The sequence below is a fragment of the Ideonella azotifigens genome, assembly GCF_006519715.1.
In the GTDB taxonomy this organism is placed as follows: domain Bacteria; phylum Pseudomonadota; class Gammaproteobacteria; order Burkholderiales; family Burkholderiaceae_C; genus Ideonella; species Ideonella azotifigens.
In genome coordinates this window covers 1-20,336 of the sequence record NZ_VIDT01000030.1, presented here as the reverse complement: position 1 = coordinate 20,336, position 20,336 = coordinate 1, and the positions used below count along the sequence as shown (strand labels likewise).

At 65.9% G+C, this 20,336-nt stretch carries 21 protein-coding genes; 7 read left to right on the top strand and 14 right to left on the bottom strand.

Annotation, left to right across the window (positions count from 1 at the left end):
- Positions 1-1,870, top strand: a 1,870-nt coding sequence (locus tag FKP22_RS03965; RefSeq protein WP_141285393.1) for a putative bifunctional diguanylate cyclase/phosphodiesterase, incomplete at its 5' end; no start/stop codon positions are given.
- 38 nt (positions 1,871-1,908) lie between these two features.
- Here FKP22_RS03965 and FKP22_RS03960 read toward each other — a convergent pair.
- Entirely contained in the window at positions 1,909-2,376 is a 468-nt protein-coding gene (locus FKP22_RS03960; protein WP_141285391.1) for a CBS domain-containing protein, read from the bottom strand.
- A 77-nt stretch (positions 2,377-2,453) separates the two neighbouring features.
- On the opposite strand from FKP22_RS03960, the gene FKP22_RS03955 reads away from it, so the two are divergent.
- From FKP22_RS03955 to FKP22_RS03945, 3 genes are read left to right on the top strand one after another with little or no spacing between them, the layout of a single operon-like run.
- Complete coding sequence (locus FKP22_RS03955) at positions 2,454-3,785, top strand: O-acetylhomoserine aminocarboxypropyltransferase (RefSeq protein WP_231012985.1); 1,332 nt, start codon at positions 2,454-2,456, stop codon at positions 3,783-3,785.
- Positions 3,785-4,591: an alpha/beta fold hydrolase gene (locus FKP22_RS03950; protein WP_141285389.1), complete on the top strand. Its 807-nt coding sequence runs from the start codon at positions 3,785-3,787 to the stop codon at positions 4,589-4,591. The genes FKP22_RS03955 and FKP22_RS03950 overlap by 1 nt, the downstream gene beginning before the upstream one ends.
- Before the next feature lie 11 nt (positions 4,592-4,602).
- The gene (locus FKP22_RS03945; protein WP_141285387.1) at positions 4,603-4,953 is read left to right on the top strand and encodes an Mpo1-like protein; all 351 of its coding nucleotides are present in this window, start codon (positions 4,603-4,605) and stop codon (positions 4,951-4,953) included.
- A 53-nt stretch (positions 4,954-5,006) separates the two neighbouring features.
- On the opposite strand, the gene FKP22_RS03940 is transcribed toward FKP22_RS03945, so the two are convergent.
- On the bottom strand, positions 5,007-5,960 hold the full coding sequence (locus tag FKP22_RS03940) for an NAD-dependent epimerase/dehydratase family protein (RefSeq protein WP_141285385.1): 954 nt from the start codon (positions 5,958-5,960) through the stop codon (positions 5,007-5,009).
- Complete coding sequence (gene kbl, locus FKP22_RS03935) at positions 5,957-7,159, bottom strand: glycine C-acetyltransferase (protein ID WP_141285383.1); 1,203 nt, start codon at positions 7,157-7,159, stop codon at positions 5,957-5,959. Before kbl ends, FKP22_RS03940 begins: the two co-directional genes overlap by 4 nt.
- Positions 7,160-7,303: 144 nt before the next feature.
- Here kbl and FKP22_RS03930 point away from each other — a divergent pair, with 144 nt between their 5' ends.
- Positions 7,304-7,879 carry a helix-turn-helix domain-containing protein gene (locus FKP22_RS03930; protein WP_141285381.1) on the top strand — a complete coding sequence of 192 codons (576 nt, stop codon included), beginning with the start codon at positions 7,304-7,306 and terminating at the stop codon, positions 7,877-7,879.
- A gap of 86 nt (positions 7,880-7,965) precedes the next feature.
- Here FKP22_RS03930 and FKP22_RS03925 read toward each other — a convergent pair whose 3' ends face one another.
- Positions 7,966-9,210, bottom strand: a complete 1,245-nt coding sequence (locus FKP22_RS03925) for a YihY family inner membrane protein (RefSeq protein ID WP_231012986.1) — start codon at positions 9,208-9,210, stop codon at positions 7,966-7,968.
- A gap of 19 nt (positions 9,211-9,229) precedes the next feature.
- Here FKP22_RS03925 and FKP22_RS03920 point away from each other — a divergent pair, with 19 nt between their 5' ends.
- Complete coding sequence (locus FKP22_RS03920; RefSeq protein ID WP_231012987.1) at positions 9,230-9,643, top strand: DUF2069 domain-containing protein; 414 nt, start codon at positions 9,230-9,232, stop codon at positions 9,641-9,643.
- A complete protein-coding gene (locus FKP22_RS03915) occupies positions 9,640-11,046 on the top strand; it encodes an FAD-binding oxidoreductase (RefSeq protein ID WP_141285375.1) in 1,407 nt (468 codons plus the stop codon). Before FKP22_RS03920 ends, FKP22_RS03915 begins: the two co-directional genes overlap by 4 nt.
- Before the next feature lie 18 nt (positions 11,047-11,064).
- Here FKP22_RS03915 and FKP22_RS03910 read toward each other — a convergent pair whose 3' ends face one another.
- From FKP22_RS03910 to nuoH, 10 genes are read right to left on the bottom strand one after another with little or no spacing between them, the layout of a single operon-like run.
- Positions 11,065-11,583, bottom strand: a complete 519-nt coding sequence (locus tag FKP22_RS03910; RefSeq protein WP_141285373.1) for a DUF1178 family protein — start codon at positions 11,581-11,583, stop codon at positions 11,065-11,067.
- A 7-nt stretch (positions 11,584-11,590) separates the two neighbouring features.
- Positions 11,591-12,223, bottom strand: coding sequence for an NUDIX domain-containing protein (locus tag FKP22_RS03905; RefSeq protein ID WP_141285371.1), 633 nt, complete (start codon positions 12,221-12,223; stop codon positions 11,591-11,593).
- The gene (locus tag FKP22_RS03900; protein ID WP_141285369.1) at positions 12,210-12,554 is read right to left on the bottom strand and encodes a DUF2818 family protein; all 345 of its coding nucleotides are present in this window, start codon (positions 12,552-12,554) and stop codon (positions 12,210-12,212) included. The genes FKP22_RS03905 and FKP22_RS03900 overlap by 14 nt, the downstream gene beginning before the upstream one ends.
- A 19-nt stretch (positions 12,555-12,573) precedes the next feature.
- Positions 12,574-14,076, bottom strand: coding sequence for an NADH-quinone oxidoreductase subunit NuoN (gene nuoN, locus FKP22_RS03895; RefSeq protein ID WP_141285367.1), 1,503 nt, complete (start codon positions 14,074-14,076; stop codon positions 12,574-12,576).
- Between the two features lie 19 nt (positions 14,077-14,095).
- Positions 14,096-15,571 (bottom strand): NADH-quinone oxidoreductase subunit M, encoded by a 1,476-nt coding sequence (locus tag FKP22_RS03890; protein WP_141285365.1) that lies wholly within the window; start codon positions 15,569-15,571, stop codon positions 14,096-14,098.
- 19 nt (positions 15,572-15,590) lie between these two features.
- Positions 15,591-17,627 (bottom strand): NADH-quinone oxidoreductase subunit L, encoded by a 2,037-nt coding sequence (gene nuoL / locus FKP22_RS03885; protein ID WP_211361297.1) that lies wholly within the window; start codon positions 17,625-17,627, stop codon positions 15,591-15,593.
- A gap of 25 nt (positions 17,628-17,652) precedes the next feature.
- The gene (gene nuoK / locus FKP22_RS03880) at positions 17,653-17,967 is read right to left on the bottom strand and encodes an NADH-quinone oxidoreductase subunit NuoK (RefSeq protein ID WP_141285363.1); all 315 of its coding nucleotides are present in this window, start codon (positions 17,965-17,967) and stop codon (positions 17,653-17,655) included.
- Complete coding sequence (locus tag FKP22_RS03875) at positions 17,964-18,602, bottom strand: NADH-quinone oxidoreductase subunit J (protein WP_141285361.1); 639 nt, start codon at positions 18,600-18,602, stop codon at positions 17,964-17,966. The genes nuoK and FKP22_RS03875 overlap by 4 nt, the downstream gene beginning before the upstream one ends.
- Before the next feature lie 60 nt (positions 18,603-18,662).
- Positions 18,663-19,160 (bottom strand): NADH-quinone oxidoreductase subunit NuoI, encoded by a 498-nt coding sequence (nuoI, locus tag FKP22_RS03870; protein ID WP_141285359.1) that lies wholly within the window; start codon positions 19,158-19,160, stop codon positions 18,663-18,665.
- A 15-nt stretch (positions 19,161-19,175) separates the two neighbouring features.
- On the bottom strand, positions 19,176-20,231 hold the full coding sequence (gene nuoH / locus FKP22_RS03865; protein WP_141285357.1) for an NADH-quinone oxidoreductase subunit NuoH: 1,056 nt from the start codon (positions 20,229-20,231) through the stop codon (positions 19,176-19,178).
- Between the last annotated feature and the right edge of the window lie 105 nt (positions 20,232-20,336).

The following is a 20,336-nucleotide window of genomic DNA, read 5'->3' as shown; positions in this document are numbered from 1 at the left end:
GCGCCAGGTGCCCACAGGCCCCAATGGCGGCGCCCGCCATCTGCTGCTGGAAGCACGCGACGTGACGGTGCGCCGCCAGGCCGAGGACAAACTGATGCTGGCCGGCTCGGTGCTGGAGCAGACCCACGAAGGCATCCTGATCACCGACGCGCACGGCGTCGTGTTGTCAGTCAACCCGGCGTTCTGCAAGATCACCGGCTACGGTGCCGAGGAGATCCAGGGCCAGTTCCCGGCCGCGCTGAAGGCCGGCATGGACGACCCACGGCTGGCCGCGCGCATGCACCGCAGCCTGGCCAGGTGCGGCCACTGGCGCGGCGAGTTGCGCACCTTGCGCAAGGACGGCACACCATTGGCAGCCTGGGTTTCGCTGGCCCATCGGCTGGACCCCGGCGGCCGCACCAGCCACCTGATCGCCATCGTCAACGACATCACGCAGAGCCAGCAGACGGAGCAGAAGCTGCTGCGCCAGGTGCATTTCGACACGCTGACCGACCTGCCGAATCGCCACCTGCTGACCGACCGCCTGGTGCAGGCGCTGCATACCGCCAGGCGCAACGGCGACACGCTGTCGCTGCTGTTCCTGGACCTGAACCGGCTGCGCGACATCAACGACCATTTCGGCCACAGCGCCGGCGACGCAGTGCTGCTGGAAGTGGCCCGCCGGCTGCGCGACAGCCTGCGCGACGTGGACACCGTGGCCCGCCTCGGCGGCGACCAGTTCGCGGTGCTGCTGCCCGGCACGCCGGCAGATGGCGCGCAACAGGTGGCGACCAAGCTGGTCGAGCGGCTGGCCCAGCCTTGCCACGTGGGCGACCTGCGCAATGCCGCAGGCGAGTCGGTCGGCCAGGAGCTGAGCCTCACGCTCTCCATGGGCGTGGCGGTCTACCCGAACGATGCCGAAGGCGCCGAGGCCTTGATGCGCTGCGCCGATACGGCGATGTACCGCGCCAAGCAAGAGGGCCGCGGCCAGTGGTGTTTCTACACGACCGAAATGCAGCAGCGCTCGGTGCGGCAGATGCAGCTGGAAGCGGCCCTGCGCCGCGCCGAAGAGCGCGACGAACTGCGCCTGCACTACCAGCCGCAGTTGGCGGTCACCCGCAGTGGCGAGATTGCCGGCCAGGTGATCGGCGTCGAGGCGCTGATCCGCTGGCAGCACCCGGAGCTGGGCATGGTCTCGCCCGGCGAATTCATTCCGCTGGCCGAGAGCAGCGGGCAGATCCTGGCCATCGGCACCTGGGTGCTGCGCACGGCCGTGCGACAGATGGCAGACTGGGTGCGCGAGGGCCTGGCGCCCTGTGTGGTGGCGGTGAACCTGTCAGCGCTGCAGTTCCGCGACCCTGGCCTGCCCGAGCTGGTACAGGCGGTGCTGGAGGAAGCCGGACTGCCGCCCGAGTACCTGGAACTGGAACTGACCGAAAGCGTGGCCGCCGGCAACCCGCAGGCCGCCTGCGCGATGATGGACCGGCTGCATGCACTGGGCGTGCGCCTGTCGATCGACGACTTCGGCACCGGCTTCTCGTCGCTGAACCACCTCAAGCGCTTCCCCATCCACACGCTGAAGATCGACCAGTCCTTTGTGCGCGACATCACCACCGATGCCGACGACCGCGCCATCGTGCAGGCCATCATCCAGATGGCCCATGCGCTGCGGCTGACGACGATTGCCGAAGGCGTGGAAACCGATGCCCAGGCTGATTTCCTGCGTGCCCACGGCTGCGACATGGTGCAGGGCTACCGCTACTGCCGGCCGCAACCGCCGGCAGATGCGCTGGCATGGATCCATGGGCAGCGCCAGCGGGCAGGGGAAAGCGCCGACAAGCCGGCAACAAGCCCGCTGCCGGCGATCACCGACACCACGGTTGCGGGCTGAGCGCCCTCCGTGGCTGGTGGCGGGAGGCGACGGCTGCTTCAGCTCGGCTGGGTGCCGGGTGCGGCCTCTTCCTCGACGGGCCAGTCGCGGATGTAGGCCTTGAGCATGCGGTTCTCAAAGTCCTGCGCGTCCACCACGCTCTTGGCCACGTCGTAGAACGAAACCACGCCCATCAGCGTCTTGCCATTGAGCACCGGCATGTAGCGGGCATGGCGGCCCAGCATCATGCGGCGAACCTCGTCGATCTCGGTCTCGGGCGTGCAGGTCAGCGGCGCGTCGTCCATCACGCTGCGTACCAGGCGCGTGCCGATGGCCATGTCGTTGGAAACAATGGCAGCGATCACCTCACGGAAAGTCAGCATGCCGGTCAGGTCGCCATGGTCCATGACGACCAGCGAGCCAATGTCGTGTTCGGCCATGGTCTGAACGGCCTGAGCCAGCGGCTGGTCGGGCGAAATCGTGAACAGGGTGTTGCCTTTCACGCGCAGGATGTCGGTGACTTTCATTTGGCTCCTCTCGCTCCGCTGGTACTTCCTCTGACCTTGAGGTAACCAACATAGCACACAATCCGGCGCCATCCTACATGGCGAAAGAACCTATGCCGCCAGGCATCTCAGACCCCGGATTCGACACGCTCGCGGTGCACGCAGGCGCCCAGCCGGACCCGGCGACAGGCGCCCGCGCGGTGCCGCTGTGCCTCAGCACCTCGTTTGTCTTCGAGTCCAGCGAGCACGCGGCCTCGCTGTTCAACATGGAGCGCTCCGGCCACGTCTACAGCCGCATCTCGAATCCAACCACCGCTGTCTTCGAGGAGCGCATGGCGGCGCTGGAAGGCGGCGTGGGCGCCATTGCCACCGCCAGTGGCCAGGCCGCGTTGAGCCTGGCCATCATGACCCTGTGCGGCACCGGCTCGCACCTGGTGGCCAGCGCCGCGCTGTATGGCGGCTCGCACAACCTGCTGGACTACACGCTGCGCCGCTTCGGCATAGCGACCACCTTCGTGCAACCCGGCGACCTGGCCGGCTGGCAGGCTGCCATCCGCCCCAACACCCGGCTGCTGTTCGGCGAGACGCTTGGCAACCCGGGGCTGGACGTGCTGGACATTCCGGCTGTGAGCGGCATTGCGCACTCCGCCGGCCTGCCGTTGCTGGTCGACTCGACCTTCACGCCGCCATGGTTGCTGAAGCCCTTTGCACACGGCGCTGACCTGCTGTTTCACTCGGCCACCAAGTTCATTGGCGGGCACGGCACGGTGGTCGGCGGCGTGCTGGTCGATTCAGGTCGCTTCGACTGGACGGCGGCGCACGCGAAGCACGGCCTGTTCGACACGCTGTGCGAGCCGTACCACGGCTTTCACGACGTGGTGTTCGCGGAGGAAAGCACCGTGGGCGCTTTCCTGCTGCGCGCACGCCGCGAAGGCCTGCGCGACTTCGGCGCCTGCATGAGCCCGCACACCGCGTGGCTGCTGCTGCAGGGGCTGGAGACGCTGCCGCTGCGCATGGCGCGGCACGTCGAAAACACCCGCGCCGTCGTGCAGTTCCTCGCGGCGCACCCGATGGTCGAACACGTGGGCTACCCGGAGCTGGACGGCCATCCCAGCCAGGCGCTGGCGAAACAGCTGCTGCCACGCGGCTGCGGCGCGGTGTTCAGCTTCAACCTGAAAGGCACGCGCAACCAAGGCATTGCCTTCATCGAGGCGCTGAAGCTGTTTTCCCACCTGGCCAACGTGGGCGACTGCCGCTCGCTGGTGATCCACCCGGCCTCGACCACCCATTTCCGCATGGACGACGCCGCACTGGCCAAGGCCGGCATCACGGCCGGCACGATCCGGCTGTCCATCGGCCTGGAAGACGCGGCCGACCTGATCGACGACCTGAAGCGTGCACTGAAAGCTGCAGAAAAGGCAGGCGCCTGATGGAACTCACCGTCCAGGGCCGCCGCGCCTATGCCTACACCGGCGGCAAGCCCTTCGAACCCACCCTGCCCTGCGTGGTCTTCCTGCACGGCGCGCTGAACGACCACAGCGTGTGGACGCTGCTGGCGCGCTGGTTCGCACACCATGGCCACAGCGTGCTGGCGCCGGACCTGCCCGGCCATTGCCGCTCCGAAGGCCCGCTGCTGGACAGCGTGGAGACGATGGCGGACTGGACGCTCGCGCTGCTGGACGCCGCTGGCGCCAGGCGCGAGGACACGCTGGTCGCGGGCCACAGCATGGGCTCGCTGATCGCACTGGAAACCGCGGCGCGCGGCGCCGACCGCATCGGCCGGCTGGCGATGATGGCCACCGCGTACCCGATGCAGGTCTCGGACGCGCTGCTGAGTGCCGCACGCGACACGCCGGCCAAGGGCATGGCGATGGTCAATGCGTTTGCGCTGTCCAACCTGGCCAGCAAGCCGAGCTACCCCGGTCCCGGCAGTTGGCTGCACGGCGCGGGCCTGGCGCTGATGGCTCGGGTGCAGGCCAGCCAGCCCGAGGCCAACGTCTTCCTGCACGACTTCCAGTGCTGCAACGCCTACCGGCGTGGGCTGGAAGCAGCGGCCGAAGTGCGCTGCCCGGTGGACTTCATCTTGGGTGATGCCGACCAGATGACCCCGCCCAGGGCCACGCGCGAGTTGGCCGCTGCGCTGAAGGCGCATGTGCACCGGCTGCCCGGCGGACATTCCCTGATGCAGGAGCAGCCCGATGGGGTGTTGAATGTGCTTCGCAGCGCCTTGCGCTGAAGGAGCATGCGATGTCCCAGGCCTCCGCCCATCCGCCGACTGGCGGCGACGCCGTCAACCCGGCCAGCTTCCACAGCTTCGGCGAGTTCTACCCTTTCTACCTGAGCGAGCACAGCAACCGGACCTGCCGGCAGCTGCATTTCATTGGTTCCACGCTGGGCCTGGGCTGCCTCTACGGCCTGCTGATGACGGGTCAGCTGCGCTGGCTGTTCTTTGGCCTGCTGTGCGGCTACGGCTGCGCCTGGATCGGCCACTTCGTGTTCGAGAAGAACAAACCGGCCAGCTTCAAACGCCCGCTCTACAGTTTCATCGGCGACTGGCGGATGTACTTCGACATCTGGCGCGGAAAAGTCTCGCTCTGAAATGAAGAAAGCCGCTCCCCGTGCGCGGCTTTGTCGTTTTGCCTGCGGCGGCTTCAGGCCGCCAGCAGCGGGCGCAGCTGGGTCAGCATTTCCTTGACCATCGCCCTCAGGTCGAACTCGGCCTGCCAGCCCCAGTCGGCCTGCGCGGTGCTGTCGTCGATGGAGCGTGGCCAGCTGTCGGCGATCGCCTGGCGGAAGTCCGGCGCGTAGCCGATCTCGAAGCCCGGCAGTTCGGCGCGGATGGCTTCGGCGATCTGGGCTGGCGTGAAGCTGATGCCACCCAGGTTGTAGGCGTGGCGCTCCTTGACCCGCTCTGCGGGCGCGCCCATCAGCTCCAGCGTGGCGCGTATCGCGTCGTCCATGTACATCATCGGCAGCGCGGTCTCTGCACCGAGGAAGCTGGTGTAGCGATTGGCCTTGAGCGCCTCGTGGAAGATCTCCACTGCGTAGTCGGTGGTGCCGCCCCCGGGCGGGGTCTTCCAGCTGATCAGGCCGGGATAGCGGATGCTGCGCACGTCCACGCCGTGCATGCGGTGGTACCAGGCGCACCAGCCTTCGCCGGCCAGCTTGGAAATGCCGTAGACCGTCGTCGGCTCCATCACGGTCTTCTGCGGCGTGTGGTCGCGCGGCGTGGTCGGGCCAAACGCGGCGATGGAGCTGGGCCAGAAGACCTTGTCCAGCTTGTGCGTGCGGGCGAGTTCCAGCACGTTCAGCAGGCCCTTCATGTTCAGGTCCCAGGCCCACATCGGATGCTGCTCGCCGCGCGCCGAGAGGGCAGCAGCCAGGTGGTAGACCTGGGTGATGCCGTGGCGCTCGGCGATCTGCGTCAGCGCCGCGGCGTCGGTCACGTCCAGCGCCTCGTGCGTCAAGCCAGGCACGCGGCCCTTGGGCGACAGGTCGCTGGTGATCACCGCGCCATTGCCGTGGCGTGCGGCCAGCGCTTCGGCCAGCTCGGTGCCGATCTGGCCGTTGGCGCCGATGATCAGGATCTTTGGAGTCCCGCTCATTTCACCAGTCCCAGTTCACGGCCCGCTTGGGCGAAAGCGGCCACAGCGCGCTCCAGGTGGTGGCGGTCATGCGCCGCGCTCATCTGCACACGGATGCGGGCCTGGCCCTTGGGCACGACCGGAAAGAAGAAGCCGACGACGTAGACGCCCAGTTCCAGCAGCCGCGCGGCCAGCTTCTGCGCCACGACCGCGTCGTAGACCATGATGGGCACGATGGCGTGGTCGCCCGGCTTGATCTCGAAACCCGCGGCCTGGATGGCTTCACGGAAATACGCGGTGTTGTCGGCCAGTTTGTCGCGCAGCGCGGTGGAGGCTTCCAGCAGGTCCAGCACCGCGATGGACGCGCCGACGATGCTGGGCGCCACGGTGTTGGAGAACAGGTAAGGCCGCGAGCGCTGGCGCAGCAGCTCGATGACTTCCTTCTTGCCGCTGGTGAAGCCGCCGGAGGCACCACCCAACGCCTTGCCCAGCGTGCCGGTGATGATGTCGACCTTGCCGAACACACCGCGGTGTTCGTGCGTGCCGCGGCCGGTCGCGCCCATGAAGCCGCTGGCATGGCATTCGTCGATGCCCAGCAGCGCACCGTGCTGGTCGCACAGCTCGCGCATCTCGGCTAGCTTCGCGACCGTGCCGTCCATCGAGAACACGCCGTCGGTGAAGACCAGCTTGAAGCGGGCACCTGCCGCTTCGGCCTCCTGCAGGCAACGCGCCAAGTCGGCCATGTCGTTGTGCTTGTAGCGGAAGCGCTTGGCCTTGCACAGGCGGATGCCGTCGATGATGGACGCGTGGTTCAGCTCGTCGCTGATGATGGCGTCGTCCTCGCCCAGCAGCGGCTCGAACAGGCCGCCGTTGGCGTCGAATGCCGCGGCGTAGAGGATGGTGTCTTCGGTGCCGAGGAAGCGGGCCAGGCGGGCTTCCAGGCTCTTGTGCAGGTCCTGCGTGCCGCAGATGAAGCGCACCGATGACAGGCCGTAGCCATGCGTGCGCAGCGCTTCGTGCGCGGCCTCGATCACCTGCGGATGGCTGGACAGGCCCAGGTAGTTGTTGGCACACAGGTTGATGACCTCGCGGCCATCGGTGGTGCGCACCTCTGCACCCTGGGGTGTGGCGATGATGCGCTCAGCCTTGTACAGGCCGGCATCCCGGATGCCTTGCAGCTCCGTGCGCAGGTGGGCGTAGAAATCGGTGGCGCTGGCCATGGTCATGTCCTTGTCTTGCAGCACAATGCGTGTTCACTGCGGAATTCAACGTTCGATATATCGAACATAAATGCAGTATCGTGTACGCCAGTGAGCGGCGTCAAGACCTGTTCGACCGAAAAAGCCAGCCGAAAGCCCAGCAGCATGTCCTCTCGCCTGTCACCAGAACCGCCACGCGTGGGCGCCACGCTGGCCGGCCTGCGCCAGGCGCGAGCGCTGTCGCTGGACGAGCTGTCGCGGCAGGCGGGCGTGTCCAAATCGATGCTGTCACAGATCGAGCGCAACCAGGCCAACCCCACGGTGGCCGTGGTCTGGCGGCTGGCCAACGCACTGGGCGTGACCATGGCCGAGCTGCTGAGCGGCGACAAGCCGGAGCTGCCCAGCATCGTCACCATGCCGGCGCATTCCACGCCCGCCATGCGCAGCCCGGACGGCTCCTGCGAGCTGCGCATCCTCGGCCCCATCGAACTGGCCGGCCAGTTCGAGTGGTATCACCTGACGGTGCAGCCAGGCGGCGCGTTGGCCTCCGAGCCGCATGAGCCAGGCTCGCGCGAGCACTTGACGGTACTGTCAGGCAACCTGACGGTGGAAGCCGGCGACAGCCGGGCCGAGTTGGCAGAGGGCGAGACGGCGCGCTACGCGGTGGACCAGCCGCATGCGATTCGCAATCCAGGCGATTCGCCGGCGCTGGGCCTGCTGGTCGTGCTACACCCAGCCTGAACCGGTGCACCCAGCCTTGCCAGTACGCAAGGCCACCCGCCAGGTGGGTTGGCAGGACCAATTGGGGCGACCCGGCACGGCCCCGCCTAGCGCCGCAGCAGATCTGCCACCTTGAGCTGGTCCAACCCGGCCCTCTCGCGGAAGGCCTGCACGCTGTCTGCAGGCCCGAGCAGCAGCTCGTTGATCATGCCGCTGGCGGAGGTGCGCTCCGGGTCGCACAGCAGCACGTAGCGCGCGCCCTGAGGCGGGTTTTGCTCATCCAGCCGCGCAATCACATCCAGCGAGATCAAGGTTTCCAGCACCGGTTCGATCTGCAGAGGGTCGGTCTTCAGGCTTTCGGCCAGCGCGGCCAGCGACACACCGTGGCCCTGCCCTGCTCGCGCGTCCAACAGGGTCTGCAACACCCGCATGGCCAGCGCGAACATGCGGCCAGGCCGGCGTGGCGTGTGTACCAGGCGCATCTGCAAGCTGGGCGCGTAGGCTGCGATCACTGCGCCCATCAGCACGATGACCCAGCCGAGGTAAAGCCAGAGAAGGAAGATCGGCGCAGTGGCGAACGCGCCGTAGATCGCCGAGAAAGTTGCCACGGAGCCTACGTACCAGGCCATCGCCCGCTTGGCGACCTCAAAGCCGATGGCGACGAACAGGCCCCCTGACATTGCATGCCGCCACCTCACCTCCGTGTTGGGCACGTAGCGGAACAGTGCGGCCATCGCCATCGCCAGCAGGCAGAACTCGATGATGTCCAGCACCAGCTTCAGGCCACCCGGAATTGCGCTGACCATGCCGCGCGATTCTGTCAGCGCGTACGAGGTCAGGCTCAGGCTGATGCCCAGCATCAGCGGCCCCAGCGTGATGGCGGCCCAGTAGACCAGCACGCGCTGTGCGATGGGCCGCGGCTTGCGCACGCGCCAGATGCCGTTGAGCGTGCGGTCGATGGTCAGCATCAGCGACAAGGCGCTGAACAGCAGCACCGCCAGGCTGGCGCTGCCCAGGCGGTTGGCCTTGGCGGCGAACTGCGTCAGCGCACCCAGCACCGGCTTGGCGATCGCGTCCGGCACGAGGGTCTGCAGGAAGTACTTCTGCAGCGAGTCCTGGAACTTGCCGAACATCGGGAAGGCGGTGAACAAGGCCAGCATCACCGTGACCAGCGGCACCAGCGCGATCAGTGTCGTGAAGGTCAGGCTGCCGGCGCTCAGGCCCAGGCGGTCCTCGCGGAAACGCTCGCGCAGCGTGCGCAAGGTGTCATACCAGGGCCACGTGCGAAGCGCCTCCAGCGTGGCCGCCACGCCGGCCTGCCAGTGCCCGCGCAGGGCAGTTTTGGAAATCATGGCGACTATGATGCCAGCCATGTCCGATGCGTCGTTTTCCTCCGCGCCACAGGCGCCCGATCAGGTGGTGCGCGCGAGCCGCGCGCTGGCCCTGGGCAGCCTGCTGGGACTGATCGTGCTGGGCCTGGCCTGGGAGCTGTGGCTGGCCCGCACCGGCAGCGGCTTGCTGGCGCTGAAGGTGCTGCCGCTGCTGGCGCCGCTGCCCGGCCTGCTGCGCCACCGGCTCTACACCTACCGCTGGCTGAGCCTCTTGGTCTGGCTGTATTGCACCGAAGGCCTGGTGCGCGCGACCAGCGAACACGGCATCGGCCAATGGCTGGCCACGCTGGAAGTGCTGTTGTGCCTGCTGCTGTTCGTGGCCTGTGCACTGCAGGTGCGCTGGCGGCTGAACCAGGCCAGGCTGAAGAACCTTGCCAGCGAGCAAGCCGCATGAAACAGGAAGCCTTGCTCGCACAACTGGCCGAGATCGTCGGCAGCAGTCACGTGCTGTTCGAGGGCGACCTGAGCGCCTGGGAACTGGACTGGCGCAAGCGCTACCGCGGCAAGGCGCTGGCGGTGGTGCGGCCGGTGGACACCGCCCAGGTCGCCGCAGTCGTGAAGGCCTGTGCGGCACATGGCGCTGCGCTGGTGCCGCAAGGCGGCAACACCGGCCTGGTCGGTGGCGGTGTGCCGGACGACAGTGGCACGCAGGTGCTGCTGAGCCTGGGCCGCATGCAGCGTGTACGCCAGCTGGACAGCGCAAACCTGACGATGACCGTGGACGCTGGCTGCGTGCTGCAGGCGGTGCAACAGGCCGCGGACGCCGCCGGCCTGCTGTTCCCGCTCAGCCTCGCGGCCGAAGGCAGCTGCACGATTGGCGGCAACTTGGCGACCAACGCCGGTGGCACCCAGGTGCTTCGCTACGGCAATGCACGCGAGCTGTGCCTGGGGCTGGAAGTGGTCACCGCGGAAGGCGACATATGGGACGGGCTGTCCGGCCTGCGCAAGGACAACACCGGCTACGACTTGCGTGACATGTTCATTGGCAGCGAAGGCACGCTGGGCATCATCACCGGCGCCACGCTGAAGCTGTTTCCTAAACCTGCAGCGCGCATGACGGCGCTGGCCGCCTGTGCCGACGTGCCGGCTGCGGTGGACTTGCTGACGCTGGCCCGCCAGCGGCTGGACGCCGGGCTCACGGGCTTCGAGCTGATGTCGGCATTTGCGCTGCAACTCGTGGCGACGCATTTCCCGCAGCTGCCACGGCCGTTGCCGAACGCCGCCTGGGCCGTGCTGCTGGAGCTTTCCGGTCAGGACGAAAGCCAGGCCCGCGGAGCGCTCGAAGCGCTGCTGGGCGAGGCGATGGAACAAGGGCTGGTGGACGACGCGGTGGTGGCCGAAAGCCTGGCCCAGTCCTCGGCGCTGTGGCACCTGCGCGAATCCATTCCGCTAGCACAGGCCGAGGAAGGCCTGAACATCAAGCACGACATCGCCCTGCCCGTCTCGGCGATTCCTGATTTCGTGGCCGAGACCGACGCCGCGCTGGCCCGGCTGGTGCCCGGTGCGCGGCTGGTCAACTTCGGCCACCTGGGCGACGGCAACCTGCATTACAACGTGCAGGCCCCCGAGGGCGGCTCGGCTGCAGCGTTCCTCGCCACGCACGAGCCGGCGGTCAACACGCTGGTGTACGACGCGGTGAAGCGCCACGGCGGCTCGATCTCGGCCGAACACGGCATTGGCGCGCTCAAGCGCGACACCTTGCCGCTTTACAAGTCGCCGGTGGCGCTGGGGCTGATGCGGGCGATCAAACAGGCGCTGGACCCGCACGGGCGGCTGAACCCGGGGCGCATGCTGTAGCGCAGCCCCGGTTGGCGCTCAGTGACGCGGGCCGGCCAAACCTTCAGGCACCGGCAGCGCCAGCACCTCGATGCCTTCGTCGCTCAGCTCGGCACGCTGTTCCGCCGTGGCCTGGCCGCGGATGCTGCGGCTTTCGGTCTCGCCGTAGTGCATGCGCCTGGCTTCTTCCGGGAAACGCTCGCCGACGTCTTCGGTCTTGCTCAGCACCTGCTGCACCATGCCCATCCAGGCAGTTTGCAGTGCTGCCAAGCCTTCGGGGGAGATCGTGAGCTGCTGCTGCGCCATGCCCCCACCGGACGCTTCAGGCGTGGCTTCGGGTAACGGCTGGGTCTTCTCGGTGACCGCCCGGGAGGGCTTGGGTGGCTTGGCGCCGGACAGGTTCAGGCGCGGCGCGCTGGGCAGGCGTTCGACCTGGGCATCGCCACACATCGGACAGCTGAGCAGACCGTTTTGCTGCTGGTCGACGAAATCCTGCTCCGAACCGAACCAGCCTTCAAATCCATGTCCGCCTGCGCAGCGGAGGTTCCACACCTTCATCTGCGCATTATGGGCAGCTGGCCAGCTTCGCAGTGGGTTGCCAGTCCAAAGTCCATTGGCCGGAACGCCACTTTTGCAACCACAACAGGCAGATCAGCGTCTTGGCGTCGGTCAGTTCGCCGCGCGCGGCCAGGGAGTCCAACTCGGACTCCTGCATCAGGCACAGGTCGATCAGCTCGCCGTAGTCCAGTTGGCGCTCGCCCAGCGTCAGGCCGCGGGCGAACCATATCTCGATGAACTCGTTGGAATAGGCGGCCGCGTTGTGCAGCACGCCGGCGCAAGCCCATTCGGCCGCTCGGTAACCGGTTTCCTCGGCCAGCTCGCGCATCGCAGCGACAACACGCGACTCGCCCGGGTCCAGCTTGCCGGCCGGGAATTCCAGCAGCACCTGCTGCAGCGGGTAGCGGTACTGACGCTCCAGCACCAGCCGGCCATCGTCCAGCATCGGCACGATGACCACGGCACCAGGGTGCACGATGTATTCGCGTGAAGCCTCGCCGCCATCGGGCAGCGCGATCTTGTCGGCGCGAACGTCGAGGAAGTGGCCGACGTAAGCCTGTTTGCTCGACAGCGTGCGTTCGACCAGGTGCGCCTCGGGTGCGGCGTGCTGCGAATCCCCGGTCCCGTCAGGCAACGCCATCGTGCAGTTCCTTGGCGGTCAAGGAGGCGGGCTTGGCCGGTTTGCGCAGCTGGCGCCAGACAAAGCCCGGCGAGGCCAGCGTCAGGAACAGGCAGCCGGTGGCAACGAAAAACTCCCACTGCTGCGGTGAACGCTGCCCGAGCTGCGCTTCCAGCGCAAAACCAAGCGCCAGCGTCAAGCCCCACAGGATCAGCAGCTCCAGCAGGCGCCAGGCAAAAGCCTTGGGCGCGAGCCGCGGGCCGACGACCAGCATGCGCTCGCTGAAAAATGGCAGGTTGGCGGCGATGATCGCCACCACCAGCACCAGCCAGACGGCTGCTGTCTGCGTCATCGGGTGCGGCTGTTGAGGCTCACCCGGCCAGCGCGGCCAGGATCACGTCGCGGCACAGGCCCATCAGGCCGTCCGGCAGCAGGCCCAGCACCAGCGCAGCAGCACCATTGCAGGCCAGCAGCACGCCCACACCGCCTTGCGATGCGACAGGCGTCGCATCCTTGGGCGGGTCGAAGTACATGACTTTGACAATGCGCAGGTAGTAGAACGCGCCGATCAGCGACAGCAGCACCGCGACGATGGCCAGCACGATGTAGCCATGCACATTGGTGCTGACCAGGGCCTGCACCACCGCGAACTTGGCGTAGAAGCCCACCATCGGCGGCACGCCTGCCAGCGAGAACATCAGCACAGTCATCACGCCGGCCAGCCAGGGCTTGCGCCTGGCCAGGCCTGCCAGGTCGTTGACCTCTTCGCTCTCGAAGCCTTCACGGCTCAGGAACATGATCAGGCCGAAGGTGGCCAGCGTCGTCATCACGTAGGTGATGATGTAGAACAGCGCCGAGCTGTAGCCGTTGGCAGCGGAAGCCGTGTCGCCCTGGATCACCGTGGGCGTGAAGCCCAGCAGCATGAAGCCCAGCTGCGCGATGGCCGAGTAGGCCAGCATGCGCTTCAGGTTGGTTTGCGCCACGGCGGCCAGGTTGCCCAGTGCCATCGACAGCACCGACAGCACGATCAGCATTTCCTGCCAGTCCTGCGCCAGGCCGCTCAGGCCTTCGACCAGCACGCGCAGCGTGATCGCGAAGGCGGCCAGCTTGGGCGCGCCGCTGATCAGCAGCGTGACCGAAGTCGGCGTGCCCTGGTAGACGTCCGGCACCCACATGTGGAACGGCACCACACCCAGCTTGAAGGCCAGGCCGGCAACGATGAACACCACACCGAAGGTCAGCACGGTGCTGTTGACGCCACCCTTGCTGATGACGTCGAAGACTTCGTCGATCTGCAGCGAGCCGGTGGCGCCGTACATCATCGACATGCCGTACAGCAGGAAACCGCTGGCCAGCGCGCCGAGCACGAAGTACTTCATTGCGGCTTCGGTGGACACGCCGTGGTCACGCCGCAAGGCGGCCAGCGCATACAACGACAGGCTCATCAGTTCCAGGCCCACGTAGATGACCAGGAAGTTGTTGGCCGAGATCATCACCGAGATGCCCAGCAGCACGAACATCGACAGCGAGAAGAACTCGCCCTTCTGCAGTTCGCGCGAGCCGTTGTAGGGCTGGGCGTAGGCAATGGTCAGCATCATGGCCAGCGCCGCGCACAGGGCCAGCAAATGGCCCATCGGGTCGGACACGACCAGGCCTTGCATCGCGTAGACCGAAGCCGCGGCACCTTCAGTGCCCAGGCCGTTCTTCAGGGCCACCGCGTGCATCACTGCCACGCCGGCCAGCGAGGCCTGGGTCAGCCAGAAGGTCAGCCGCCGGCGTGGCTCGGTGACGCCGAGGTCCACCAGCGCGACCACGCAAGCCGCAATCAGCAGCAGGATTTCAGGGTAGACGACGAGCCAGTTCATTTGAGTCATGGTGTGCATTCCCGGCGCATCAAGGCAGTTTGGAGACAGCCACGTGCTTGAGCAGCTCGGTCACGGAGACATGCATCACGTCGGTGAAGGGCTTGGGGTACAGGCCCATGGCCAGCACGGCCACGGCCAGCAGCGCCAGCATCAGGAATTCGCGGGCATTGATGTCGGTCAGTTCGCGCACGTGGTCGTTGGCCACTTCGCCGAAGTAGACGCGCTTGTACATCCACAGCGTGTAGGCCGCACCGAAGATCAGCGCCGTGGCAGACAGTGCGCCGATCCAGAAGTTGAAGCCCACGGCGCCCAGGATCACCATCCACTCGCCGATGAAGCCCGCCGTGCCGGGCAGGCCGCAGTTGGCCATGGCAAACAGCAGCGCAAAGGCGGCGAACTTCGGCATCGTGTTGACCACGCCACCGTAGGCGGCGATCTCCCGCGAGTGCACACGGTCGTACAAAACGCCAATGCACAGGAACATCGCGCCAGACACGAAGCCGTGCGAGATCATCTGCACGATGGCGCCGGAGACACCCAGCTCGTTGAAGATGAAGAAGCCCAGCGTGACGAAGCCCATGTGGGCGATGGACGAATAGGCGACCAGCTTCTTCATGTCCTGCTGGACCATCGCCACCAGGCCGATGTAGATCACCGCGATCAACGACAGCGCGATCATCAGCCAGGCGTAGTGATGTGCGGCGTCAGGGGCGATGGGCAGCGAGAAGCGCAGGAAGCCGTAGGCACCCAGCTTCAGCATGATGGCGGCCAGCACCACGGAACCACCGGTCGGCGCCTCCACGTGGGCGTCCGGCAGCCAGGTGTGCACCGGCCACATCGGCACCTTGACCGAGAAAGCCGCGAAGAAGGCGAAGAACAGCAGCGTCTGCGCGTCCATCGGCAGCGGCAGCTTGTGCCATTGCTGGATCTCGAAGCTGCCACCCGACTGGAAGTAAAGGTAGGTCAGCGCGATCAGCATCAACAGCGAACCGAGCAGCGTGTAGAGGAAGAACTTGAAGGCTGCGTAGACGCGCCGCGGGCCGCCCCAGATGCCGATGATGATGTACATCGGGATCAGCGTGGCCTCGAAGAACACGTAGAACAGCAAGCCGTCCATTGCGCTGAACACGCCGACCATCAGGCCGGACAGGATCAGGAAGGCACCCAGGTACTGGTGCGCCCGTTCGGTGATGACCTCCCAGGCTGCGATCACCACGATGATGGTGATGAAAGCCGTCAGCAGCACGAACCAGACCGACAGGCCGTCGACACTCAGGTGGTAGCGAACGTGGAAACGCTCGATCCAGCCGGCGTTCTCGACGAACTGCATCGCTGCAGTGCCGGTGTCGAAGCCGGTGATCAGCGGCAGCGTGACCAGGAAGCTCAGGATCGCACCGACCAGCGCGATCCAACGCGCCGCATTCGCGTTCTGCTCCCGCCCCACAGCCAACAACAAGGCGCCGAAAGCAATCGGCAGCCAGATGGCAACGCTCAAAAGACCCATTCTTGTTCTCCGCCCTCGTTCAATGGCCGATCAGGCTCATCAGATAGGGCCACAGCTGCCAGGTCATCAGACCGAAGACGCCCAGGACCATCACCAGGGCATACCAGGAAAGGTAGCCCGTTTGCACCGTGCGCACGATGGAGGCAAAGCCGCCCACCGCACGCGCCGAGCCGTTGACCAGCACGCCATCGATCAGCGCGATGTCGCCGCCCTTCCACAGGCCCACGCCCAGCAGGCGGGCGCCCGCGGCCAGCACGTTCTCGTTGAACCAGTCCATGTAGTACTTGTTCTCCAGCACGCGGATGACCGGCGACAGTGCCCGGCCGATCGCCGCCGGAATGGCTGGGCTGACCATGTAGAAAACATAGGCCGTCACCACACCGGCCAGCGCCAGCCAGAACGGCAGCGAGGTGAAGGCATGCACGCCCATGGCCGCAGCGCCGTGGAATTCCTCGGCCAGCGACTCCATCGCATGGTGCGCCTCGGGATTCACGAAGATCGCATCCTTCAGGAAGTCGCCATACAGCATCGGCTGGATGGTCATCCACCCGATCACCACCGACGGGATGGCCAGCAGCACCAGCGGCGCGGTGACGACCCACGGCGACTCATGCGGCGTGTGCGCATGGCCGTGGCCATGGTCGTCATGCTCGTCGTGGTGATCGTGTTCGCCGGGGAACGGCTTGTGGTGGAAGTGTTCCTTGCCATGGAAAACCAGGAAGTACATCCGGAAGCTGTAGAAGGCGGTGACGAACACACCGGCAGTCACGGCGAACTGCGCGAAGCCTGCACCGGGCAGGTGGCTCGCGGCCACCGCCTCGATGATCGAATCCTTCGAGTAGAAGCCGGCGAAGAACGGCGTGCCGATCAGCGCCAGCGAACCCAGCAGCGAGGTGATCCAGGTGATGGGCATGTACTTGCGCAGGCCGCCCATGTTGCGGATGTCCTGGTCATGGTGCATGCCGATGATCACCGAACCGGCGCCGAGGAATAGCAGTGCCTTGAAGAAGGCATGCGTCATCAGGTGGAAGACCGCCACGTTGTAGGCCGAGACGCCCAGCGCCACCGTCATGTAGCCCAGCTGTGAAAGCGTGGAGTACGCAACGACGCGCTTGATGTCGGTCTGGATGATGCCCAGGAAGCCCATGAACAGCGCGGTGATCGAGCCGATGACCAGCACGAAATTCAGCGCGGTGTCCGACAGCTCGAACAGCGGCGACATGCGCGTGACCATGAAGATGCCGGCGGTCACCATCGTGGCCGCGTGGATCAGCGCCGAGATCGGGGTCGGGCCTTCCATCGAGTCCGGCAGCCAGACGTGCAGCGGGAACTGCGCAGACTTGCCCATCGCGCCGATGAACAGGCAGATGCAGGCGACCGTCAGCATGCCCCAGTCGGTACCGGGGAAGCCCAGCTTGGCCAGCTCGCCGGACTTGGCGAACACCTCGGCATAGTTCAGCGAGCCGCCATAGGCCAGCAGCAGGCCAATGCCCAGGATGAAGCCGAAGTCGCCCACGCGGTTGACCAGGAAGGCCTTCATGTTGGCGAACACGGCCGTGGGCTTCTTGAACCAGAAGCCGATCAGCAGGTACGACACCAGGCCCACCGCTTCCCAGCCGAAGAACAGCTGCAGGAAGTTGTTGCTCATCACCAGCATGAGCATCGAGAAGGTGAACAGCGAGATGTACGAGAAGAAGCGCTGGTAGCCCGGATCCTCTTCCATGTAGCCGATGGTGTAGATGTGCACCATCAGCGACACGAAGGTCACCACGCACATCATCATCGCGGTCAGGCCGTCGATCAGGAAGCCGACTTCCATCTTCAGGCCACCGACGTTCATCCACTCGTAGATCGTCGCGTTGAAGCGGGCACCGTCGATCGCCACCGACTTCAGCACGCTGGCCGAGATCAGGAAAGCGACCAGCACGCCGAGGATGGTCAGGACGTGCGAGCCACGCCGGCCGACGGCCTTGCCGAACAGGCCGGCAATGATGGAGCCGACCAGCGGCGCCAGTGGCACCGCCAGCAGCAGGTTCTGTGAGAGTTGTGTTGACATGTTCTTCTGGACTCCGTGGTGCGACTCAACCCTTCAGGGTGTCCAGTTCGTCCACCGCGATGGTGGAGCGGTTGCGGAACAGCACGACGAGGATGGCCAGGCCGATGGCCGACTCGGCCGCCGCGACGGTGAGGATGAAGAACACGAAGACCTGGCCGTCCATGTTGCCAAGGTAGTGCGAGAAGGCGACGAAGTTCATGTTCACCGCCAGCAGCATCAGCTCGATCGCCATCAGCAGCACGATCAGGTTGCGACGGTTCATGAAGATGCCCACGACCGACAGCGCGAACAGGAAGCCGCCCAGCGTCAGGTAGTGGTACAGCGTGATGCCGGCGCTCATGCCTTGTCTCCTTCAGGCGTCTTGGGAACCGACGGTGCTTCGATGACCGCGTCCATCTTGACAATTCGGAAGCGGTCTGCGGCCTTGACGCGCACCTGCTCCGACGGGTTCTGCGAACGGCTGTCCTTGCGCTGGCGCATGGTCAGCGCGATGGCGGCGATCATGGCCACCAGCAGCAGCACTGCGGCGACCTGCAGCGGGTACAGGTACTGGGTGTAGATCTCGACGCCCAGTGCGCGGGTGTTGCCCAGCTTCATCACCGCTTCAGGCATGGCCTTGGCGGCCGGCAGGTTGAAGCCGCTCTTCATCACCAGGTACATCTCGAGCGCGATCAGCACGCCGACAAAGCCGGCCAGCGGGAAGTGGCTCCAGAACCCTTCGCGCAGCTTGTCGGTGCTGATGTCCAGCATCATCACGACGAAGAGGAACAGCACCATCACGGCACCGACGTAGACCAGCACCAGCGTGATGGCCAGGAACTCGGCGCGCAGCAGCATCCACACGCACGAAGCGTTGAAGAAGGCGAGCACCAGGTAGAGGGCCGAATGCACGGTGCTGCGTGCGGTGATGACCATGAAGGCCGACACCAGCAGCACGGCTGAGAAGAGGTAGAACAGGGCGGAGGTGGTGTTCATGTTGTTGCGCGCCGTGAGGGCACGCCGAACCCGCAGGCCGGACGAAACCGGCTGCCGGGCTCAGCGGTACTTGGCGTCGGCCTCCTTGTTGGCGGCGATCTCTTTTTCGTAGCGGTCGCCCACGGCCAGCAGCATGTCCTTGGTGAAGTACAGGTCGCCGCGCTTTTCGCCGTGGTATTCGAAGATGTGCGTCTCGACGATGGAGTCCACCGGACAGCTCTCTTCGCAGAAGCCGCAGAAGATGCACTTGGTCAGGTCGATGTCGTAGCGCGTGGTGCGGCGGCTGCCGTCGGCGCGCACGTCGGACTCGATGGTGATGGCCATCGCCGGGCAAACGGCTTCGCAGAGCTTGCAGGCAATGCAGCGCTCTTCGCCGTTCTCATAGCGGCGCAGCGCATGCAGGCCGCGGAAACGTGGCGAGGCCGGGGTCTTTTCCTCGGGAAACTGCACCGTGATGTTGCGCGAGAAGAAGTGCCGGCCGGTGACGGCCAGGCCTTTCCACAACTCCAGCAGCAGGAAGCTGGTGAAGAGGTCCTTGATGGCGGCAAAAGTAGACATGTGTGCTCGCTCCCTTTATGGCCAGATGTTCAGCGGCGACTGGATCCACAGACCCACGACGACCAGCCACACCAGCGTGACAGGGATGAAGATCTTCCAGCCCAGACGCATGATCTGGTCGTAGCGGAAGCGCGGGAAGGTGGAGCGGACCCAGAGGAACATCGTGACGACCACGAAGACCTTGACGGCCAGCCAGCCCCAGCCGTTGGGCAAGAAGCTCACCGGGCTGAGCCAGCCGCCGAGGAACAGCAGCACGGTCAGCATCGAGACCAGGATCATGTTCGCGTATTCCGCCAGGAAGAACATCGCGAACGACATGCCCGAGTACTCGATCATGTGGCCGGCGACGATTTCCGACTCGCCCTCCACCACGTCGAACGGGTGGCGGTTGGTCTCGGCCAGGCCGGAGATGAAGTACACGAAGAACACCGGCAGCAGCGGCAACCAGTTCCACGACAGGAAGCCGACGCCCATGTCTGCCATGCGGCCACGGCCCTGCTGCATCACGATGTCGGTCATGTTCAGGCTGCCCGAGACCATCAGCACGATGACCAGCGCGAAGCCCATCGCGATTTCATAGGACACCATCTGCGCTGAAGCGCGCAGCGCGCCGAGGAAGGCGTACTTCGAGTTCGAGGCCCAGCCGGCGATGATCACGCCATAGACCTCCATCGAGGTGATGGCCATCAGGAACAACAGGCCAGCATTGACGTCGGCCAGCACCACTTCCGGACCGAACGGCACCACGGCCCATGCGGCCAGCGCCGGCATGATGGTCATGATGGGGCCGATGAAGAACAGGCCCTTGCTGGCCGCCGTCGGGCGGATGATTTCCTTGAAGATCAGCTTGACCGCGTCGGCAATCGGCGTCAGCAGGCCGAACGGGCCCACCCGGTTCGGGCCCGGACGGATCTGCGTCCAGCCAATGGCCTTGCGCTCCCACAGCGTCAGGTAGGCGACGCAGCCGAGCAGCGGCAGCATCACCACGATGATCTTGATCAGGGACCAGACGATGGGCCAGAGCACGCCGCCCATCAGCGCCAGTCCGGCTTGGTTGAAGTTGTCGATCATGAGCGTTGGTTCCTGCGTGGCTTTCAGGCCGCGGCGACCGTGAGGGAGCCGAACATCGCGCCGAGGCCGGCCGTGTCCGGATGGCCTGCCGGCACGCGCACCGTG

Excerpts from the sequence above, each read along its gene's own strand:
- FKP22_RS03960 (WP_141285391.1), bottom strand. The coding sequence starts at position 2,376 with ATGAAAGTCACCGACATCCTGCGCGTGAAAGGCAACACCCTGTTCACG.
- FKP22_RS03955 (WP_231012985.1), top strand. The coding sequence starts at position 2,454 with ATGGCGAAAGAACCTATGCCGCCAGGCATCTCAGACCCCGGATTCGAC.
- FKP22_RS03950 (WP_141285389.1), top strand. The coding sequence starts at position 3,785 with ATGGAACTCACCGTCCAGGGCCGCCGCGCCTATGCCTACACCGGCGGC.
- FKP22_RS03945 (WP_141285387.1), top strand. The coding sequence starts at position 4,603 with ATGTCCCAGGCCTCCGCCCATCCGCCGACTGGCGGCGACGCCGTCAAC.
- FKP22_RS03940 (WP_141285385.1), bottom strand. The coding sequence starts at position 5,960 with ATGAGCGGGACTCCAAAGATCCTGATCATCGGCGCCAACGGCCAGATC.
- kbl (WP_141285383.1), bottom strand. The coding sequence starts at position 7,159 with ATGGCCAGCGCCACCGATTTCTACGCCCACCTGCGCACGGAGCTGCAA.
- FKP22_RS03930 (WP_141285381.1), top strand. The coding sequence starts at position 7,304 with ATGTCCTCTCGCCTGTCACCAGAACCGCCACGCGTGGGCGCCACGCTG.
- FKP22_RS03925 (WP_231012986.1), bottom strand. The coding sequence starts at position 9,210 with ATGATTTCCAAAACTGCCCTGCGCGGGCACTGGCAGGCCGGCGTGGCG.
- FKP22_RS03920 (WP_231012987.1), top strand. The coding sequence starts at position 9,230 with ATGTCCGATGCGTCGTTTTCCTCCGCGCCACAGGCGCCCGATCAGGTG.
- FKP22_RS03915 (WP_141285375.1), top strand. The coding sequence starts at position 9,640 with ATGAAACAGGAAGCCTTGCTCGCACAACTGGCCGAGATCGTCGGCAGC.
- FKP22_RS03910 (WP_141285373.1), bottom strand. The coding sequence starts at position 11,583 with ATGAAGGTGTGGAACCTCCGCTGCGCAGGCGGACATGGATTTGAAGGC.
- FKP22_RS03905 (WP_141285371.1), bottom strand. The coding sequence starts at position 12,223 with ATGGCGTTGCCTGACGGGACCGGGGATTCGCAGCACGCCGCACCCGAG.
- FKP22_RS03900 (WP_141285369.1), bottom strand. The coding sequence starts at position 12,554 with ATGACGCAGACAGCAGCCGTCTGGCTGGTGCTGGTGGTGGCGATCATC.
- nuoN (WP_141285367.1), bottom strand. The coding sequence starts at position 14,076 with ATGACTCAAATGAACTGGCTCGTCGTCTACCCTGAAATCCTGCTGCTG.
- FKP22_RS03890 (WP_141285365.1), bottom strand. The coding sequence starts at position 15,571 with ATGGGTCTTTTGAGCGTTGCCATCTGGCTGCCGATTGCTTTCGGCGCC.
- nuoL (WP_211361297.1), bottom strand. The coding sequence starts at position 17,627 with ATGTCAACACAACTCTCACAGAACCTGCTGCTGGCGGTGCCACTGGCG.
- nuoK (WP_141285363.1), bottom strand. The coding sequence starts at position 17,967 with ATGAGCGCCGGCATCACGCTGTACCACTACCTGACGCTGGGCGGCTTC.
- FKP22_RS03875 (WP_141285361.1), bottom strand. The coding sequence starts at position 18,602 with ATGAACACCACCTCCGCCCTGTTCTACCTCTTCTCAGCCGTGCTGCTG.
- nuoI (WP_141285359.1), bottom strand. The coding sequence starts at position 19,160 with ATGTCTACTTTTGCCGCCATCAAGGACCTCTTCACCAGCTTCCTGCTG.
- nuoH (WP_141285357.1), bottom strand. The coding sequence starts at position 20,231 with ATGATCGACAACTTCAACCAAGCCGGACTGGCGCTGATGGGCGGCGTG.